This is a genomic window from Bradyrhizobium erythrophlei (genome assembly GCF_042430365.1).
In the GTDB taxonomy this organism is placed as follows: Bacteria; Pseudomonadota; Alphaproteobacteria; order Rhizobiales; family Xanthobacteraceae; genus Bradyrhizobium; species Bradyrhizobium erythrophlei.
Map to the genome: position 1 here is coordinate 61,523 of NZ_JBHMET010000108.1, position 15,347 is coordinate 76,869.

Genomic DNA, 15,347 nt, shown 5'->3' on the forward strand with positions numbered 1-15,347 from the left:
AACGAAGACCTAAAGCGCGATGACGATTCATCAAAATCTCATCGCGCTTTAGTTCGGCTTGCCGCGCGGCATCCATATCGAGAGCAGATAGAAGCAGATCGCCAGGATCAGGAGATGGCGGAAGCCGAGCAGCGTCGAGAACGACTCGGCCAGACCTCCAATCACCGATCCCGCGATGTTGGAGCCGAAAGCTTGATCGGGATTGGCTTCGTCGCGGAACGAGCGGGCGAAGATCACGCCCGCAAAGAACATCGGGCCGAGCGCGAGCGCGCAAGGTATCACGTAGCGCCAGACGATCCCCCCGCTCAGGAACGCATCGAAGGGCACCAGCACCGAGGCCAACAACATCGCCAGCAGTCCGAGATAGTGCCGCCCCAGTCGGACCGACGGCACCTTGAGCACGTAAAGGTTGGCGGCAAGTATCAGCACCAGGGCCGTGAAGAAAACGGCTGAGTTGACCAGCCACGTGCTGCCGAACAGCAGGGCCATTTGCACGACCGCCTTGGTCTCGAGCAGCATGAAGGCGGCGCCGAGGAAGAACATCCGGTTGTTGGGCCGCCAGGTCCCCTTCGGCTTGAAGAAATAGACCATGCCGAGCCCGAGCACGCCGAGCAGGATCATCGAGCGGACGGTGAGATCGGGGATCAGTTTCCCGCTGACATAGAGGAACGGCCAGTCATCGGTGGTCGGTTGCTTCGCCCCGTCGTTGTCGACCACCAGCTTTGTCGGCGCCAGCGGCACCCAGTCGCCGTGCTGGGCCGCCGTCTGCTGCGGCTTGTCGAAGCCGTTGACCGGCAAATTTTCCATCGGAAGGCTGTTCAGCCAGAACTTGCCACGCTCGCGGAACGCGGTGGAGATGCGTGGATTGCAGCCGGCGATGATGGTCGTGAATCCGACCGTTTGGGACGATGTCAGCGTTTCGTCGTAGGGCAGAGGCAGCACGATCGCCTCACAACCGAACACCCGCTTCGCCATTTCGGCGACACGTTGGACGATCCACCCCTGACGGTAGTAATTGTACATCACGAAGATCCCGTCAGGCTTCAGGACGCGTCGGACATCCTCGAAGGCCTGTTCCGTGAACAGGTAGCTTTCGAGCCGGATGTTGGCGTAGCCGCTGTGCAGGATCAGCGAGTCGACCAGCGCGTACACGACCAGATCGTATTTGCGTTCGGTTGTGCGCAGGAAATGGCGGCCGTCGTCGAGATGGCGGGTCACGCGCGGGTCCTGATACGGCCGGTCCGGGTGATGATGAATGCCGATGTCCTGGATCACGGGGTCGATCTCGACCGCATCGATGCTGTTCACGCCGAAGCGCAGGGCGTGCGCCAGATCGTTGCCGGATCCGGCGCCGATGATCATGACGTCCTTGAACGGCGGTCCGCCGCTTTGCCGCTGCAGCAGATGGATCAACGAATAGGACGAGCCGCCGGTGCTGAACGGCACCATCACCTGGTGGCCGATACTGTTCACGGTGATGTCGCCGTTCGCCTTGTTGCGGTCGACGGCGTAGTAGGGCGACCAGCGCAATTCGTGATCGCCGGAGCGATCGGTGTAGAACCCGGTAAATGCGACCACGATGACGAGCGTCACGAGACGCAGCAGCGACAGGGCCTTGTCCTGATAGAGCAGGTAGACGATCCCGGCGCAGCTCGTCAGGAACCAGATCACCGGCGGCGCCTGCGCGAACGACAGCAGCGAGAATCCCACGATGCCGGCCAGGCTTCCGCCGATATTCAACGAATAGCCGACGACACGGTTGGGATAGGCGTCAAAGGCGCGGCCGAGCGTCTGGCCGAGCCCGACGAACATCAACGCGATCAGGACGAAGAACAGCGCGGCGATCGCTTCGATCGGCACGACGAACTGAGCCAGGTCGGGGTTGCGAGCCTCGGTGCCGAAAAACACCTCCTGCGGTGACGCCTGATGGCCGACGTCGACTGCAAGCCCGCCCCAGTAGGAATACAGCACCATGATCAGCACCACGGCGGCGAACGTCACCAGCGCCAGCCCCGGAAACAGCGCTAGCCAATTGGTGCTGCGCCGCGCAGCCAGACAGCCGCAAGACATGCCCAGAAAGGACGCGATCAGAACGATATTGGTGAAGAACTGAAGGAAAATGACCTTGGCCGAGAACCAGCGGATACAGGCCAATTCGAGAAACAGGATCAGGAATCCGACAAGAAAGAGATTGAAGCCGAATTGTCGCTTGTCGAGCCCTTCGGCCACGCTTGTCGTCGGCATGATCCCATTTCTCCCCAGCAGCCAAACTCATCGCGCAGATCGGCGACAAAACTCCGGCGGGCGCACCTCGGTCGCCATCTCGTCAACCCACGATGTGAGCCCGCTCCGCGTCTCTTTGAAACCAGCGTGAACCCGTTCTGCAGACCGCGCTCCAGTAACATCCTTCCGGGAGTTGCGTCCGCGTCCTTGTGAGAGATTCCGGCCTTCGGTTCGAAGGTTCCTTGACGCCCGGTTGTCGTTGCAGACTAAATGCAAGATATTGAGCAAAGATTGATTTAAGCCCCCGCTGCGACCGGCCTTCTCGTTTCGAACGGCCCCGAAGCGCGGTCCCGGCAACCCACCGTCAATGATCTTGACCGAAAGCGGAAGAATAAGCGCGTGACCGTCCCTTGAGGGGAGGGTGGAGGTCGTTGTTCTAGCTCCGCAGAACCCATCACGGCGCGGCATCCCCGAAAACCATCTGCCAGCCCTTGCGCGTGTCCATGTATTCCCGCACCTGCCTGATGCGGCCACCCTCGACCACGAATACGAAGCAGTAGTCGTTGTCGTAGGGCCGCCCGCCGGGCAGCGTCGCCCGCATCCGCTCCTCGACGATTACGCTGTCGCCGTCGGCATGGACGGCGCGGAAGGCGATGTCGATCTCGGAGAACAGGCGGTGCATCTCGGTCGAGATGAAGCGCGCGATCGCCTCGCGCCCGATCATGTGGTCGGTGTGGTCGAGCGCGACCGCGGTCGCATTGCGGGCCGGCGCGATCCATTCGGCCTCCGGCGTGAACAGGGCCGCGATGAGGTTGGCGTCGCGGGTCCTGAAGGTCTGCCAGGCGTTGAGCACGATCTCCTTGGCGGTCGGGCTGGTCATCTCGATGTCTCCTGCGGGCGTTGAGCGGTCGCCCCGATCTAGATCGCAGCCGCCGTGTCCGCTGGCCGGAATCGGACCTCATCACCTCCGGCGGCTTTCCCTCACCGCGCGATGCGCTAAGCTCCTGGCATGCTGAGTTTCGAGGTCTGCAACGCCGCGCGGCTACGGCGCGACGTGCGCTATGACGGCCGCTTCTTCACCGCCGTGAAGACCACGCGGATCTATTGCCGTCCGGTCTGCCCGGTGAAGCATCCGCTGCCGCGCAACGTCGCCTATTACCCGACGGCCGCCGCCGCCGAGGCGGCAGGCTACCGGCCATGCCTGCGCTGCCGCCCGGAGACCGCGCCGTTCTGTCCGGCCTGGAACGGCACGCGCTCGACCGTGGCGCGGGCGCTGAAGCTGATCGATGGCGGCGCGCTGGAGCGCTCGTCCGTCGCCGCATTGGCGGACCAGCTCGGCATCACCTCGCGTCATCTCGGGCGCCTGTTCGCGCGTCATGTCGGCGCCAGCCCACAGCAGGTCGCAACCACCCGCCGCGTGCAGCGCGCTAAGCGGCTGATCGACACCACCGACGACACCATGACCGAGATCGCCTTCCGCGCCGGCTTCGGCAGCGTTCGCCGCTTCAACGCCGCCTTCGCCGATCTCTACGGCCGGTCGCCGTCAAGCCTGCGCGCATCCTCGCGCGGGCGGAAGTGAGATTTATCCCGCCATCGTGCAATTGGCGGGCGCCCGGCGGATTGCCACCTGGCGTTCGGTTTTCCTGCCCGCTCTTGGCACCAAAATAGAACCCGGTCACGGTGCCTGTGATGCAGCGCGCCGATTTGGCCTCGGCGGACGCCCCCCTCATTAGGTCAACCCCCCTGACCATCTTTACCCATTGCGGCGGCTTGCCATAATCGTCTAGAACGGCGGCGCGAGGCGCGGTCCCGGCAACCAACCGTCAACGGTTTTGTCCGAGGATTTGGCGCTCAAAAGGGTCTGGCAATGCTGATTCGCGGCCAAATTGATGGGATTTCGGGGGAGGTGGCCTTGGCTACCGCCGCTGTCCCGGCTGCGCTGCCCACCCTGCTTATTGGCCGGCTTCTTCTTACCTGCCCCTGAGGGCCGGCTGGGCTTTTGCGCCTGGGCACTCAGGGGTTGCACGAGATCACCGGACCCTGACAGCGCTCAAGGAACTGACGAGCGCGAAAGCTAAAAGGAATTTCTGAAATGGCCTCCGTGAACAAGTCCGAGAAGGACCGCGTCATCATTTTCGACACCACGCTGCGCGACGGCGAGCAGTGCCCCGGCGCCACCATGACGTTCGAGGAAAAGCTCGAGGTCGCTGAGCTCCTGGACGACATGGGCGTCGACGTCATCGAAGCCGGCTTCCCGATCACCTCGGAAGGCGACTTCCAGGCGGTCAGCGAGATCGCCCGCCGCTCCAAGAATGCAGTTATCGCCGGCCTGTCGCGCGCCCATCCGGCCGACATCGACCGCTGCGCGGAAGCTGTGAAGTTTGCAAAACGCGGCCGCGTCCACACCGTGATCGCGACCTCGCCGCTGCATATGCGGGTGAAGTTGAACAAGACCCCGGAGCAGGTGATCGAGACTTCGGTGGCCATGGTCGCGCGCGCCCGCAACCAGATCGACGACGTCGAATGGTCGGCCGAGGACGGCACCCGCAGCGAGATGGATTTCCTCTGCCGCATCGTGGAAGCCGTCATCAAGGCCGGCGCCACCACGGTGAACATCCCCGACACCGTCGGCTACACGGTGCCGGAGGAATACACCCACTTCATGAAGACGCTGATCGAGCGCGTGCCGAACTCGGACAAGGCGGTGTTCTCGGTACACTGCCATAACGACCTCGGCATGGCGGTCGCCAACTCGCTGGCCGGCATCGTCGGCGGCGCGCGCCAGGTCGAGTGCACCATCAACGGCATCGGCGAGCGTGCCGGCAACGCCGCGCTGGAAGAGATCGTGATGGCGATCAATGTGCGGAATGACAAGTTTCCGTACTGGAACAGGATCGACACCACGCAGCTCACCCGCGCCTCGAAGCTGGTGTCGGCCGCGACCTCGTTTCCGGTCCAGTACAACAAGGCGATCGTCGGCCGTAACGCCTTCGCCCATGAGAGCGGCATCCATCAAGACGGTGTGCTGAAGGACGCCTCCACCTACGAGATCATGCGACCCGAGATGGTCGGCTTGAAGCAGTCGTCGCTGGTGCTCGGCAAGCATTCCGGCCGCCACGCCTTCGTGCACAAGCTGGAGGAGATGGGCTACAAGCTCGGCCCCAACCAGCTGGAAGATGCCTTCACGCGGATGAAGGCTTTGGCCGACCGTAAGAAGGACATCTACGACGAGGACATCGAGGCCTTGATCGACGAGGAGATGGCGGCCGCGCACGACCGCATCAAGCTGACCTCGCTGACCGTGATCGCCGGCACCCATGGCCCGCAGCGCGCGACCATGAAGCTCGACGTCGACGGCCAGATCAAGATCGAGGAGGCCGAGGGCAACGGCCCGGTCGACGCCGTCTTCAACTGCATCAAGCGCCTGGTGCCGCATGACGCAAAACTCGAACTGTACCAGGTGCACGCGGTGACCGAAGGCACCGACGCGCAGGCCGAAGTCACGGTGCGTCTCGCCCATGAAGGCCGCTCGATGAGCGCCCGTGCCGCCGATCCGGACACCCTGGTCGCGTCGGCCAAGGCCTATCTCGGCGCGCTGAACAAGATCGTGATGAAGCGCCAGCGCGACAGCGCCCCGGCCAAGGTCGCGGGCTGACGGCTCGTCCTTTCCGGGTTCCGAAACAAAAACGCGGCGTCTTTGGCGCCGCGTTTTTCTTTGGCCATCTCCGCGTGGTCGTCACGTTCGCAACGTCGCGGGTCGCTGCCTCAGGCGGCCGGCCTGATGTTCTGGTTGACCCGGAACAGATTGCCGGGGTCGTATTTCTGCTTCACCGCCGCCAACCGCGAATAGTTGGATCCGTAGGTCGCCTTGAGGCGCGCGTCGCCCTCGTCGTCCATCATGAAGTTCGGGTAGGCGCCGCCGAGATCGAAGGGGTGAACCGCCTCCCAATAGGCCTTGGTCCATCGCGTGATCGGCCCTGCCTTTTGTGGATTCGGATCGATGCCGGCGATCACCATCGACCAGGTCGCATCGCGGCAATTCCAGGCGGTCTCGCCGCTACCGACGCGATGAACGGCGCCGTCGATCGGATAGAGATGCATGAGCGACAATTCGCTCGGGGTTTTTGCCGCCTCCTTAAGATGGATGTCGATCGCAGCATCCGGCAGCGTCTTGACGAAGTCGCCCCGCCAATACCACTGCATGCCCTTGGGGTAGAGCCCGTCGAACATGCTCTGCACCGCCGGATACGGCATCGTCCCCATCCAGTTGAGCCACGGCGCCGGCAACGCGTCGAGCAGCGGCGCCAGCGCCTTCTTGCCGTCGTCCTCTGCGCCGTCGTAGCAGCACATCAAGAGGCAGATACGCTTTCCCCAATGCTCCTGCGGAAACGGCGGACTTGAGAGAACGGTCTTGAGCCCGAGGAAAATGCCGAGCTCCTCCGGCGCTGCTGGCAGGAAGTCGCGATAATGCTGCATGATGGTGCGGGCGTGCTGCTGATCCCAGGCGATCGGCCCGGCGAACACCGTGCTGACGGGGTGGAGCTGGTACACAAAGGAGGTGACGACGCCGAAATTGCCGCCGCCGCCGCGCAGCGCCCAGAACAGGTCGGGATTGCTGTCCTTGCTCGCGACGACAAAGCTGCCGTCGGCGAGCACGACGTCGGCTTCGACCAGATTGTCGATGGTGAGGCCGTATTTGCGGGTGAGATAGCCATGGCCGCCGCTCAAGGTCAGGCCGGCGATACCGGTGGTCGAAATGATGCCGGCCGGTACCGCAAGGCCGAATGCGTGGGTGGCGTGGTCGAGGTCGCCCTGGGTGCATCCCGCGCCGACCCGCGCCTGTCGCGCGACCGGATCGACGCGCACGCCCCTTAGGGCGGAGAGGTCGATGACCAGTCCGTCATCGACGCTGGCGAGGCCGGGCCCATTATGGCCGCCGCCGCGGATCGCAATGCGCAGGTCATTGTCGCGGCCGAACTTCACCGCCGCGATGGCGTCGGCGACATCGGCACAGCGCGCGATCAGCACCGGCCGCTTGTCGATCATGCCGTTGTAGAGCGCACGGGCTTCGTCGTAGCCGGCTTCGCCCCGCTCGATGACCGTGCCGCGCAGGCTCTCACGCAACTTGATCTTGGCTTCGTCACGCATGATCCTCTCCTGATCTCACGGGCCAGTCGGGCTGCCCGCCAGGGCCTTGCGCTCCCGTCCGTGTCGGAACTCGGCCCTGCCAGTTGCTGGCATGATGCGGGATCACCCGACGGCCGTAGTTTGCCGGATCGGTGCCACGGCCGCCTCATGCGATCGATGGAGATGCCGGTTGCCGGCTTGGCAACCCGCGCGGCAGATCCGCCGCGCGCACGCTCGCGCGCATGTGATCGTCGGCTGCGCTCAATCGCATGAGGTGTAAGCCCGTTCACATCGGGATCGTCGATCGGGTGCTACAAGCGCCTCTGGTTGCGTGGATGTCGGGACTTAACTTTAAGTCGATCGTTGGAATCGCAACCGCTTCGCATCGAGTCATTTTCAGCCTTGGTGCTCGCCAGCCGGCGAGTGTCCCGCAACGGGAGAATTCGTCATGGAAAAGCCTCTCAGCCCGCGGCAAGTGACGTCAGCGCTCAAGCCGCGACCGGCATTGAAGCCGGCCGATGTCAACATCACGTTCGAACGGCACCTCGTGCCGCCGAAGCCCGGCATCCGGGTGTTTCCCGAGCCGGTCAAGGGAACGATGCTCAAGCGCCCCGAAAGATCCGACGCGGCGACCGTCGAGATCGACAAGAGGCTGACAGGCTTCCTGCCTGATCACCTGGCGTTCAACCCGCACGTGCCCGCCCTCGATGAGCGGTTTCGGCTGAAGGCGTTTTTCGATCCCGCGGCGGTGTTGGGGAGGGGGCAATTCATGGCGACGACGGTGTTTCAGCCGGACCAGCGCCGGGTGTTCTCCGACACCTCGTTCCCGTGGTGCACGGTCGGGCGGGTCGATGTCACCGGGGGCACCGGAAGCGGCGTCCTGGTCGGTCCGCGGCATCTCTTGTGCGCCTCGCACATGATGACCTGGAATCCGGACAACACGGTCAACCAGGTGACGTTCACCCCGTCCTATTTCGACGGCAACGCGCCGTTCGGAAATTCCGGGATCATCCACTGGTACGCCTTCCGCAAGGTCGTCGGTCCGACCTTGAGCGTTGCCGACACCCAGCAGGATTACGTCGTGCTCGTTCTGAACAATCGTCTCGGCGACGTCTGCGGCTGGATGGGAACGCGCGGATACTCCGATTCGTGGAATGGACTGACGGCGTGGAGCCACATCGGCTATCCCGGCGATCTCACCGGCGCCGCGCGGCCGACGTTCCAGGGCAACATCGCGATCAACGGCACGGAAGGCAGCGACGACCCGACCGACGAGGGCCTGCTCCAGATGGCCGACGTCTGGCCTGGGCAATCCGGCGGTCCGTTTTTCGGTTGGTGGGCCGGCGAACCATGGCCGCGCGTCACGGGTGTCCAAAGCGGACAGAATCCATCGACCAATACGGCCGGTGGCGGCAACGACATTCCGATTATGGTGAACCAGGCCCGGAACGATTTTCCATAGCTTTGCAGGAGCGTAGGGCGGATTAGTTAGTTAGATTAGTTAGTTAGCGTGAGCGTAATCCGCCAATGCCGCGCACAAGGAAGGGCGGGTTGCACTTCGCTAACCCACCCTACGATCTCAGCCTGTCATCTCCGCGCAACGGCAAAGCCGTTGCGCGGGGGTAACGGATCGAGAGAGGCGCGGTAACCAGCGTTGGCACTTGTTGGGATGTGGCGCACAGCTTCCACTGTCTCGTTGGAATCCCATCCTAACAACCCACCTCATTTCGCACCGCTTTGGGATTTTTCGCGCCAACCCCGGCGCTAACCTATCGGCGTTCCTCCCGCAAGGACGCCGCCCATGCCGCTTGCATCCCTGGACATCGACCCGCCGCGCGCACCCACGCCGTCGGAGACCGCACTCACGCGCCGCGTCGACCTCACCACGCTGCGGCTCTTCATCGCCGTCTGCGACGAGCAGAACCTCACGCGTGCCGCGCAGCGTGAGGGCATCGCGGCCTCGGCGGTATCGAAACGAATGAACGATTTCGAGCTCGCCTTCGGCGTCACGCTGTTCAAGCGGTTGTCCAAGGGTATGGCGCTGACGCCGGCGGGCGAGGCGCTGCTGCATCACGCCCGCGTCACGCTGCTCAATGTCGAGAAGATCGCGGTCGAGCTGTCGGAATATTCGCAAGGCGTCCGCGGACATCTCCGCATGCTCGCCAATCTCTCGGCGATCGTGCAGTTCCTCCCCGAGGATCTCTCCGCCTTCTTCGGCGCGCACGGGCTGTTGCGCGTCGATTTGCAGGAACGGCCGAGCGGGCAGGTGGTGCGCGGCATCGAGGAGGGCGCGGCCGAGATCGGCATCTGTTCGACCGAGGCCGACAGCCGCGCGCTCGAGGCGTTCCACTACCGCTATGACAATCTTGTCGTGGTGATGCGTGCCGATCATCCGCTCGTCACCCGCGAGAGCCTCATGTTCACCGACACGCTCGATTTCGACCACATCGGCCTGCACACCGCGAGCTCGATCTACCTGCGCTCACAATATGCGGCGACCCAGGCCGGCAAGGCGATGCGGCTGCGCATCAACGTGCCCGGCTTCGACGCGGTCTGCCGCATGGTGCAGGCGAATATGGGCCTCGGCCTGATCCCGGACCGCGCCTTCGAGGTGGTCGGCGCCGGCATGGGTCTCTGTGCAATTCGCCTGCGCGACGGCTGGGGCCGGCGCGAACTGAAGATCGTGGTCCGCGACGCCGCGCATCTCTCCGCCACCAGCCGTATGATGCTGGATCATCTGCGGGCGACGGAATCGGAAGGGATGGGGCGCCCTGGCGGGCAGGTCGCCTAACCAGTCCGCCATGAAGGCAAAGGCAGACATGCGCTGGTCGCGATAGAATTTCGGGTTTTGGACCCGTCTCGGGCATCAGGTGCTGAATGCCGGCGAATGTTGTGCGCCGCGTCACCCGTTCGATCGAGCAACCGTTCGCTGTTGATGAAATCTTCGACAGGCGGTTCTGCGGCGGGCCGCTCGCCGCTGTTTATTGGCTCTTTGCTGGCGCGCCCGGAAGCACGGCTGCTACACCTTCCGGATTGATGTTGAAGGCCAGGAATATCAACGGCTCGTTGCCTGGATTTCCCCATTGGTGCACGAGGGCGTACGGTTCATAGATCAAGGAACCCGGTCCCCTTGCTTCTGTCTTACCATCAATCGTGTTGGCCCCGATGCCGGAGAGAATGAAGTATAGAGCCGCGCCGGACCGATGGTGCGGCGGGTTGGAAGACATCTGCGCGGGAAATGTGACTCGCGTGAGGTTGAGATCATAACTGCCTGACTTCAGGTCGGGGATCGGACTCGCTGTGCGATACAATTCTCTCACGACGGCAGCTGCCGTCTCGGCAGGCTGACCCAATTCCCCAGCTGGGACAAGAAAGAAGTGGAGAAAAGTTGACGGCGCTCCACTGCCTGCCGTCAGCGTGGCGGTCTTTCCGTCGGCGATGAACAGTCCTTCTCCGGCATTGAGAATTTTAGCCTCGCCACCGAGCGCGACCTCGGTCGATCCTGACATCTGGTAGAGGATGCCGTTGGCTGCCGAGACGCTGCTCCTCTCGTCCGGCTGAAGGGTAACGCTCACCGCTTTGAAATGGACCGGTACGTCCGCGACGGTCGGCAGTTTGGTTGCGGCGATCACTGTTCGTGAGATTGCCGGAGGAGCGGCGGTGGTTTGTGCGGTTCCGGAGGCGGGAAGCGCCATCGCGCCGAGCAACAATAGTCCGGTTGTCCTGAATTGCATGATCGCCTCCCAGGTTCAGCGGATCGTCGGAGCATGATATGCTCTCCCAGCGCCTCTTGGAATGGCAGGCCGCATCGAACTGCTGTTGGATGGAGAGGGAGAGCAAAGGCCGAGCGAAACGGATTTCGTGGCCGTCCGGGGGGAGGTCGAAGAAATGTGCAGCAGGCAGTCTTAGAAGATGGACCTTGCGTGGTTCTCGAGTTTTCTGATTCGTTTGATCCAGGTCCATGGAGCCTGGATCATTTCCGTTGTCGTCGCGCTGGAAAGCGCCGGCGTGCCCCTTCCCGGCGAGACTATCCTTGTTGCTGCTGCCCTCCTGGCCGCCGCCACCAATCAGATCGATATCGTTGTCGTTGTAGCCGCGGCCGCTGCAGGTGCGATCATCGGAGACGGGATCGGATACACGGTCGGGCGCCATTTCGGACTGCCGCTTCTTCGCAAATACGGGCGATACGTTCGCCTGGATGAAAACCGATTGCTGATCGGTCGATACCTGTTCTTTCGATATGGGAGCGCAGTCGTGTTTTTCGGTCGCTTTATCGCGGTGCTACGCATGTTTGCGGCTTTGCTTGCCGGCGCAAATGGCATGCCGCCGGGTCGCTTTTTCTTCTTCAACGTCACGGGGGGCATCTGCTGGGCATGTCTCTTCGGCTTCGGTGCCTACGCTGTGGGAACCGAAATCTACAAAATTTCTGAAACGCTGAGCCTGGTGTCACTGGGATTGTTTATTGGCGCTGGATCTGCGCTTTCAATCATCATGCGGCGGTATGAATTTGTGCTTCTTCGCCAGGCCCAGCGCGCGCTGTCGGATCGCTAATGCAAATTGATCCGTCGTTGTGCCCAAAACGCGAAATTCAAACCGCTCCGAGATGATCTGCTTGTCGAGGTAGACCGGAAGTCGTTGGCCCGTTGCTAGAAGGACGCCATTGACCCAGAGCCGCCATGATGCCCGCGATGTGGACCTGGCCCTATCGTCGGGATAGACTACTTGCCGCAGCTTGATTAGCGGCAGGGAGTACGGGCGATGAACGAATTGACCCGTCGGTTCCTAGTCCAGGCGGCGATCGCCGCTGTCTTTTACGGCAGGTGGGTTGCTCGTCCCTCGGTGGCGGCCGAGGAAGGTAAGGCCGCGACGCCGCGGGTGGCGATTGAGGGCTATGATCCCGTCGCCTATTTCACCGACGGCCGCCCCGTCAAAGGATCGGCGGCATTTTCCCTTCCGTTCGATGAGGCCGTCTATTATTTCGCGAACGCCGAGCACCAGAAGATGTTTGCGGCAGATCCCGATCGCTACGCGCCGCAGTTTTCCGGGTATTGCACGGTGGGTCTTTCCATGGGCGTGAAGGTGGAAGCCGATCCCGAGGCCTGGGTCATTTCCGACGGTAAGCTCTATGTCTTTTACAGCAAGAAGGGCCCGGCGCTCTTCGCCAAGGACCCCGCCAGCATGATCGCCAAGGCCGATGCGAACTGGACCACTCTCAAAGGTCAGCGTTAGGCAAGAGTGAGAAATTAGAGCCCGGCCTTGCCAAGGGCGGAGGCCAATTTGGCCCGATGCTCGGGATTGCGAAACAGCGAGCCGAAGCGGCCGGTATCGAAGAAGGGGTCCAGCTTGCGGGCGGCTGCCGCGGCACGGGCGGCATCCTCGGGCCTATCCGCCTCGGCGTAAGCCGCAGCGAGGAGGGAGTAAGCGAACGCGAATCCAGAATCTCGTGCGATGGCCTGCTCTGCTACACGCGTCGCGTCCGTAATCCGGTCCGCTAAAAGATACGCCATCCCGAGGTCGGTTAAATGGATGGTGTCCAGATTCGGATCGAAGTGAAGTGCGGTCTCGATCGCCCTGATACTCTCCCCCAGCGCACCAGTGTAGAGCAGTGCAACGCCGAGCCAGGCGTAAGTTTCGGCGTCGCTCGGATTGAGATCGAGAGCGAGCTTGAGTTCGTCGATAGCCTGATCGTAATTGCGGAATCGTAGGTTGGCTGCACCCAATAGCACGTGGGCGCTGGTATTGGAGCCGTCGAGCCGGATCGCAGTGCCCGCAAGACTCTCAACCCGTTTCTCTGTGTCGACCGGCTGATCGGTCCAGCCCCGCATCACAGAGAGGTGATACGCGTACCCGAGCCCCGCATACGCGGCGGCATACTCGGGATCGACCTCGATCGCGCGTCGAAACAGGCCACGCGCCTCAACATTTGCCGAGCGCGTGTTCCGGGCCATCAAAGCTCGCCCGCGGAGAACGAGATCATAGGCTTCAAGGTTGTTTGACGGCTTGGCGGTCGACCGCGCCTGTTCGAGCTTGGTCAACTTGACGGCAAGCGCACCGCTGACTTGTCGTGTGATGTTGTCCTGAATCGAAAAGATGTCCTTTGGCTCGGCGTCGTATTGGGTCGACCACAGCAGCGTGCCGTTGGACGCGTCGGACAACTGAACCGAGATGCGAAGATGCTCTGGGCTGCGTCGCACCGAGCCCTCGACGAGATACCGTGCGCCTAGGGAGCGCCCAAGCTCTTCGGACCGGAGTTGCTTGCCCTTGTACGGGAATACGGCATTGCGAGCGAGGACCGCCAGTTGCGAGAACCGCCCGAGCGCACTGATGATGTCCTCGGTCAATCCGTCAGCGAAGTAGTCATCGGCTGATCCCGCGCTCATGGTCAGGAACGGCAGTACGGCGACGGTGGGCCGCTGCGAGAGTGGTCCAACCGTTTTCGGAATGCTGGCCGGTTGCGGAGCTGCGACTCCACTTCGTCGGCCGTCCTGCCACCACCCGACCGCTCCAACCCCGACCGCCAAAAGCGCGAGCACTCCGCCGAAGATCCACACGCCGACACGTTTGCGCTTGAGAGCTACCAATCTGGAACGTGCTGTTACGTTTGGCGCGCCCAGCAGCACCCGGAAGGTACGAACCGGTCGCTCGATGTTCTTGAGCCGCTGCTCGCCGGTATCCTCGAAATTCGCGTCCACCTTGTCACGAACTTGCTGATACGCTGCATCGGAAATGCAGATGCCGCCGGGTTCTGCAATTCCCTCCAGCCTCGCCGCGACGTTCACGCCGTCGCCGAGCAAATCCTCGCCCTCGACCACCACATCGCCGACATTGATTCCGACTCGGAATTCGATACGCTGGTCGGCCTGTACGTCCCAGTTCCGCGCATCCATTCCTCGCTGGACGTCCAGGGCACAGCGCACCGCATCGACCACCGAAGGAAACTCAATCAAAATCCCGTCGCCGGTCGTCTTCACAATGCGGCCGCGGTGGAGGGAAACGGCCGGATCGATCAGCTCGCGGCGAAGCTTGCGTAGGCGCTCGAGCGTTCCTTCCTCGTCGAGGCCGGTCAGCCGGGAATAGCCGGCCACGTCGGCTGCCAGGATGGCGGCGAGCTTGCGGGGCGCACTCATGCTCCCTCCCGCGCGACTTGGGACGATACCTCACCTTACCACAGACTGAGGGCCGGAATTGCCAGCCCGGCAGGGGCTGGCCGGGGCAGGATGATATCGGGCGGCGACTTCCGCTTCTGTGACCCGAAGGCGACGTGTTGAGGGCTAGCCGGGAAGTCCGCTTTCGAGCGTAACGCGAAGGTGGCCAGGTCTGTCGGCCTTTCCGTTCCTGTGCACACAGGCGCGACCTCATCCCTGCACCGTACGGCCGCGTCTGCCTGGGTGTTGCCGATTGGACACGACGGGCAAATCAGCAAAACCCGTCAACCCTCCGCGCAAGAAATATTTCGGTTTTTTCGAAGCGCAAATCAGTGTAATGATCCGCCCGTCTCACCCGCTTGAGGGGCGCGTCGCGATCGTCACGAGTGTTGGGTCGAGATGCGGTGGACGCGGATGTCACGACTGACGAGCGTGGCTGAAGCGAACGGTGAAGTCGTGTGGTCCTGACGCCCCAGTGGCAGGTGTCTATTCGCAAGACGCGAAACGTTCTGCGAAGACGGTGACAAAAAAGCCCGGTCTCGCCGGGGAGAGCACGAAGCAAGCCGTAAAGCCATCGTGCAGGGAAAGCCGGCGTGTTTTCCGGTTTCACCTGTGGTCCTACCCCTGTGCTTTTTGTTGCACAGGGCCCATGGGTGCAATCGGCACCCGGCTTTCCCTGCGCCCTCTGCTTGAAGAGGAGGGTGAAACAAGACGCAAAGCTCGGACGCAGCGCGCCGCGAGAATATGGACGTATGACTCACGGGGCCGCGCAGAAAATTCAGTGTCGTCCCGGCCTAGGACCAATCCACATTCAGGATTCCCATAGCTGAATGATGCTGAATCAATGCGTTC

11 protein-coding genes are annotated in these 15,347 nt (G+C 62.7%); 6 read left to right on the forward strand and 5 right to left on the reverse strand.

The features are described 5' to 3' along the window. Positions 1–48 precede the first annotated feature (48 nt). A complete protein-coding gene (locus ACFFWD_RS17855; RefSeq protein ID WP_376967388.1) occupies positions 49–2,244 on the reverse strand; it encodes a spermine/spermidine synthase domain-containing protein in 2,196 nt (731 codons plus the stop codon). Between the two features lie 433 nt (positions 2,245–2,677). Then, positions 2,678–3,103: a nuclear transport factor 2 family protein gene (locus ACFFWD_RS17860; RefSeq protein WP_376967390.1), complete on the reverse strand. Its 426-nt coding sequence runs from the start codon at positions 3,101–3,103 to the stop codon at positions 2,678–2,680. Between the two features lie 129 nt (positions 3,104–3,232). Between ACFFWD_RS17860 and ACFFWD_RS17865 the strand changes: the two genes are divergently transcribed. Both ACFFWD_RS17865 and ACFFWD_RS17870 read left to right on the forward strand, forming a co-directional pair. Continuing rightward, positions 3,233–3,802 carry a bifunctional transcriptional activator/DNA repair enzyme AdaA gene (locus tag ACFFWD_RS17865; RefSeq protein WP_376967392.1) on the forward strand — a complete coding sequence of 190 codons (570 nt, stop codon included), beginning with the start codon at positions 3,233–3,235 and terminating at the stop codon, positions 3,800–3,802. A 513-nt stretch (positions 3,803–4,315) separates the two neighbouring features. Next, on the forward strand, positions 4,316–5,878 hold the full coding sequence (locus tag ACFFWD_RS17870; protein ID WP_376967394.1) for a 2-isopropylmalate synthase: 1,563 nt from the start codon (positions 4,316–4,318) through the stop codon (positions 5,876–5,878). 110 nt (positions 5,879–5,988) lie between these two features. Here the strand turns inward: ACFFWD_RS17870 and ACFFWD_RS17875 are convergent, their stop codons facing one another. Next, positions 5,989–7,371 carry an FAD-binding oxidoreductase gene (locus tag ACFFWD_RS17875; RefSeq protein ID WP_376967396.1) on the reverse strand — a complete coding sequence of 461 codons (1,383 nt, stop codon included), beginning with the start codon at positions 7,369–7,371 and terminating at the stop codon, positions 5,989–5,991. A 427-nt stretch (positions 7,372–7,798) separates the two neighbouring features. Between ACFFWD_RS17875 and ACFFWD_RS17880 the strand changes: the two genes are divergently transcribed. Further along, positions 7,799–8,812: a trypsin-like serine peptidase gene (locus ACFFWD_RS17880; protein WP_376967398.1), complete on the forward strand. Its 1,014-nt coding sequence runs from the start codon at positions 7,799–7,801 to the stop codon at positions 8,810–8,812. Between the two features lie 339 nt (positions 8,813–9,151). Next, positions 9,152–10,141 (forward strand): LysR family transcriptional regulator, encoded by a 990-nt coding sequence (locus ACFFWD_RS17885; RefSeq protein ID WP_376967400.1) that lies wholly within the window; start codon positions 9,152–9,154, stop codon positions 10,139–10,141. A gap of 190 nt (positions 10,142–10,331) precedes the next feature. Here the strand turns inward: ACFFWD_RS17885 and ACFFWD_RS17890 are convergent, their stop codons facing one another. Continuing rightward, complete coding sequence (locus ACFFWD_RS17890) at positions 10,332–11,084, reverse strand: cupin domain-containing protein (RefSeq protein WP_376967402.1); 753 nt, start codon at positions 11,082–11,084, stop codon at positions 10,332–10,334. Between the two features lie 178 nt (positions 11,085–11,262). On the opposite strand from ACFFWD_RS17890, the gene ACFFWD_RS17895 reads away from it, so the two are divergent. Together ACFFWD_RS17895 and ACFFWD_RS17900 are read left to right on the forward strand one after the other, a co-directional pair. Further along, entirely contained in the window at positions 11,263–11,901 is a 639-nt protein-coding gene (locus ACFFWD_RS17895; RefSeq protein ID WP_376967404.1) for a DedA family protein, read from the forward strand. Positions 11,902–12,108: 207 nt separating this feature from the next. Continuing rightward, the gene (locus ACFFWD_RS17900) at positions 12,109–12,579 is read left to right on the forward strand and encodes a YHS domain-containing (seleno)protein (protein ID WP_376967406.1); all 471 of its coding nucleotides are present in this window, start codon (positions 12,109–12,111) and stop codon (positions 12,577–12,579) included. Between the two features lie 14 nt (positions 12,580–12,593). Here ACFFWD_RS17900 and ACFFWD_RS17905 read toward each other — a convergent pair whose 3' ends face one another. Further along, positions 12,594–14,477 (reverse strand): tetratricopeptide repeat protein, encoded by a 1,884-nt coding sequence (locus ACFFWD_RS17905; RefSeq protein WP_376967408.1) that lies wholly within the window; start codon positions 14,475–14,477, stop codon positions 12,594–12,596. Between the last annotated feature and the right edge of the window lie 870 nt (positions 14,478–15,347).

Bases quoted from the DNA above. Each gene is read 5' to 3' on its own strand.
- ACFFWD_RS17855 (WP_376967388.1), bottom strand. From the start codon at position 2,244: ATGCCGACGACAAGCGTGGCCGAAGGGCTCGACAAGCGACAATTCGGC.
- ACFFWD_RS17860 (WP_376967390.1), bottom strand. From the start codon at position 3,103: ATGACCAGCCCGACCGCCAAGGAGATCGTGCTCAACGCCTGGCAGACC.
- ACFFWD_RS17865 (WP_376967392.1), top strand. From the start codon at position 3,233: ATGCTGAGTTTCGAGGTCTGCAACGCCGCGCGGCTACGGCGCGACGTG.
- ACFFWD_RS17870 (WP_376967394.1), top strand. From the start codon at position 4,316: ATGGCCTCCGTGAACAAGTCCGAGAAGGACCGCGTCATCATTTTCGAC.
- ACFFWD_RS17875 (WP_376967396.1), bottom strand. From the start codon at position 7,371: ATGCGTGACGAAGCCAAGATCAAGTTGCGTGAGAGCCTGCGCGGCACG.
- ACFFWD_RS17880 (WP_376967398.1), top strand. From the start codon at position 7,799: ATGGAAAAGCCTCTCAGCCCGCGGCAAGTGACGTCAGCGCTCAAGCCG.
- ACFFWD_RS17885 (WP_376967400.1), top strand. From the start codon at position 9,152: ATGCCGCTTGCATCCCTGGACATCGACCCGCCGCGCGCACCCACGCCG.
- ACFFWD_RS17890 (WP_376967402.1), bottom strand. From the start codon at position 11,084: ATGCAATTCAGGACAACCGGACTATTGTTGCTCGGCGCGATGGCGCTT.
- ACFFWD_RS17895 (WP_376967404.1), top strand. From the start codon at position 11,263: ATGGACCTTGCGTGGTTCTCGAGTTTTCTGATTCGTTTGATCCAGGTC.
- ACFFWD_RS17900 (WP_376967406.1), top strand. From the start codon at position 12,109: ATGAACGAATTGACCCGTCGGTTCCTAGTCCAGGCGGCGATCGCCGCT.
- ACFFWD_RS17905 (WP_376967408.1), bottom strand. From the start codon at position 14,477: ATGAGTGCGCCCCGCAAGCTCGCCGCCATCCTGGCAGCCGACGTGGCC.